This is a genomic window from Cuspidothrix issatschenkoi CHARLIE-1 (assembly GCF_002934005.1).
Taxonomy (GTDB): domain Bacteria; phylum Cyanobacteriota; class Cyanobacteriia; order Cyanobacteriales; family Nostocaceae; genus Cuspidothrix; species Cuspidothrix issatschenkoi.
In genome coordinates, this window is sequence record NZ_PGEM01000128.1 from 1 (window position 1) to 1,882 (window position 1,882).

General features: G+C 35.5%; 5 protein-coding genes. All 5 read left to right on the forward strand.

Features of this window, described 5'->3' with window-relative positions:
• Positions 1-96: 96 nt before the first annotated feature.
• The 5 genes from CUN59_RS16120 (at position 97) to CUN59_RS21165 (ending at position 1,801) form a co-directional block, all read left to right on the forward strand.
• Positions 97-513: a XisH family protein gene (locus tag CUN59_RS16120; RefSeq protein ID WP_104388793.1), complete on the forward strand. Its 417-nt coding sequence runs from the start codon at positions 97-99 to the stop codon at positions 511-513.
• Entirely contained in the window at positions 501-842 is a 342-nt protein-coding gene (locus CUN59_RS16125; protein WP_104388794.1) for a XisI protein, read from the forward strand. Before CUN59_RS16120 ends, CUN59_RS16125 begins: the two co-directional genes overlap by 13 nt.
• A gap of 281 nt (positions 843-1,123) precedes the next feature.
• Positions 1,124-1,324 (forward strand): type II toxin-antitoxin system HicB family antitoxin, encoded by a 201-nt coding sequence (locus CUN59_RS16130; RefSeq protein WP_006278807.1) that lies wholly within the window; start codon positions 1,124-1,126, stop codon positions 1,322-1,324.
• Positions 1,321-1,593 carry a type II toxin-antitoxin system HicB family antitoxin gene (locus CUN59_RS16135; RefSeq protein WP_174782686.1) on the forward strand — a complete coding sequence of 91 codons (273 nt, stop codon included), beginning with the start codon at positions 1,321-1,323 and terminating at the stop codon, positions 1,591-1,593. The genes CUN59_RS16130 and CUN59_RS16135 overlap by 4 nt, the downstream gene beginning before the upstream one ends.
• Positions 1,571-1,801, forward strand: coding sequence for a type II toxin-antitoxin system HicA family toxin (locus CUN59_RS21165; RefSeq protein ID WP_133164038.1), 231 nt, complete (start codon positions 1,571-1,573; stop codon positions 1,799-1,801). Before CUN59_RS16135 ends, CUN59_RS21165 begins: the two co-directional genes overlap by 23 nt.
• The last annotated feature ends 81 nt before the right edge of the window (positions 1,802-1,882 follow it).

Genomic DNA, 1,882 nt, shown 5'->3' on the forward strand with positions numbered 1-1,882 from the left:
CGTATTAATATTGAATATGCGATTCTCCTTATGATACTCGTATGTATACTACAAATTGAAGTGCGGAATGTGGGCTAAAATATTATCAAGAAAACAATGCCAACAAAAGATATTTATCACGATGCTATTAAAAACGCTTTAATTAAAGATGGTTGGACAATTACGGCTGATCCGTATAAAATTAAGTATAAAGATGCTGAATTATTTGCCGATTTATCCGCAGAAAAACCGATTGCAGCAGAACAAAATGGACGAAAAATAGTTGTTGAAATCAAGAGTTTTCTTAGTCCTTCTCCCATGAGAGATTTTGAACTAGCTTTAGGGCAATATATTTTATATCGTAATTTAATTAATCTCACAGAACCAGAATATATAATTTATTTGGCTATTAAAGAAAGTACATACGAAAACTTTTTTACTAGAGATTCAATCAAAGAGATTGTCGAATTAAATCAAATTTTGATGATTGTAGTTAATGTCGAAAAGGAGGAGATATTACAATGGATAAACTAGAGCAATATCAAATAGCAATTAAACAAGTTCTCACAGAATATCATAATTGGGTTTCTGGTGCGGCAAATTTAACTGATGAAAGTTGTTTGATTTTTGATGATAATAATCATCACTATATTTGGGGTTTTTTGGGTTGGGATGGCAAAAAAAGAACAAATAATATCCAAGTTAATATCAGAATTAAAAATGATAAAATTTGGATTGAAGAAGATTGGACTGAGGAAGGAATAGCTAATGAATTAATGAAGTTAGGTATTTCTAATCTTGATATTGTCTTAGCTTTTCATCCTCCTGAAGAAAGGAAATATACTTCATTCGCTACTGCTTAAATGTTATAGCGATTCCTACGGAGCGCTTCGCTATCGCACTCCCTCACTCCCCAACAGCGAACTTCTTGCAGTAGCGCTTCGCTATCGCACCCCCTCCAACTTCCCAACATCCTTTTTTTAACGAACCACTCCAGACACAGAGAACACAGAGAAAGAGCGATACCTTCGGTCAGCTTCGCTATCGCATCCCTTCAACTCCCCAAAAGCGATTATTCATCTTTATTAAACTGGTACGTCTGACTCCCCCTGCGGTAAAATGTCCTTAGTTCAAGGAATTGGCTATGAAAATAAAAGCAATTATTTGGGAAGAAGACGGTGTATGGTGTGGTTCTGTACCAGCTTTACCAGGATGTCATACCTGGGGTGAAAGTTACGAACATTTATTAGAAATGTTGAAAGATGCTGTTCAAGGTTGGTTAGAAGTTGCTAGTCAGCAAGAAGAAGTTGAACCACAAAAACAGTTAATTGAGTTATCTTTATGACTACAGCATTTATTCTTAGTGATTATGTTGAGGGAGCAGTTTCTCAAGCCATATATGACAAGTTGGAAGATGGTACATTTTTCGGTAAAATTCCTGTTTGTCAAGGTGTTGTTGCTTTTGGTGCTAGTTTACGTGAGTGCCAAAATGAATTACGCTCGACTTTAGAAGATTGGATTTTACTAGGTTTAAAACTTGGACATAGCTTACCAGTAATTGATAATATTAATCTTAATCAGGAGCCGATTCTTGAGCCGTTGGATACCGTGTAAACGTCGAGACTTTATTAGCAAGTTAAGAAGGTTAGGTTTTGAGGGTGCTTTTTCTGGTACAAGACACCAATTTATGGTTTATTCTCAAAATCGTCTCACTATTCCTTCTAATGATGAGTATTCTATACCTCAACTGCGAATGATGATTCGAGAAGTAGAGGTTATTTTAGAACGGGAAATAACTTTAGAAGAATGGAATAGTTTATAGAAATAGTATCTTCATATACAGCGATCGCACTCCCTTTAACTACCCAAATAGCGATCGCACTCCCTTTAACTACCCAAATAG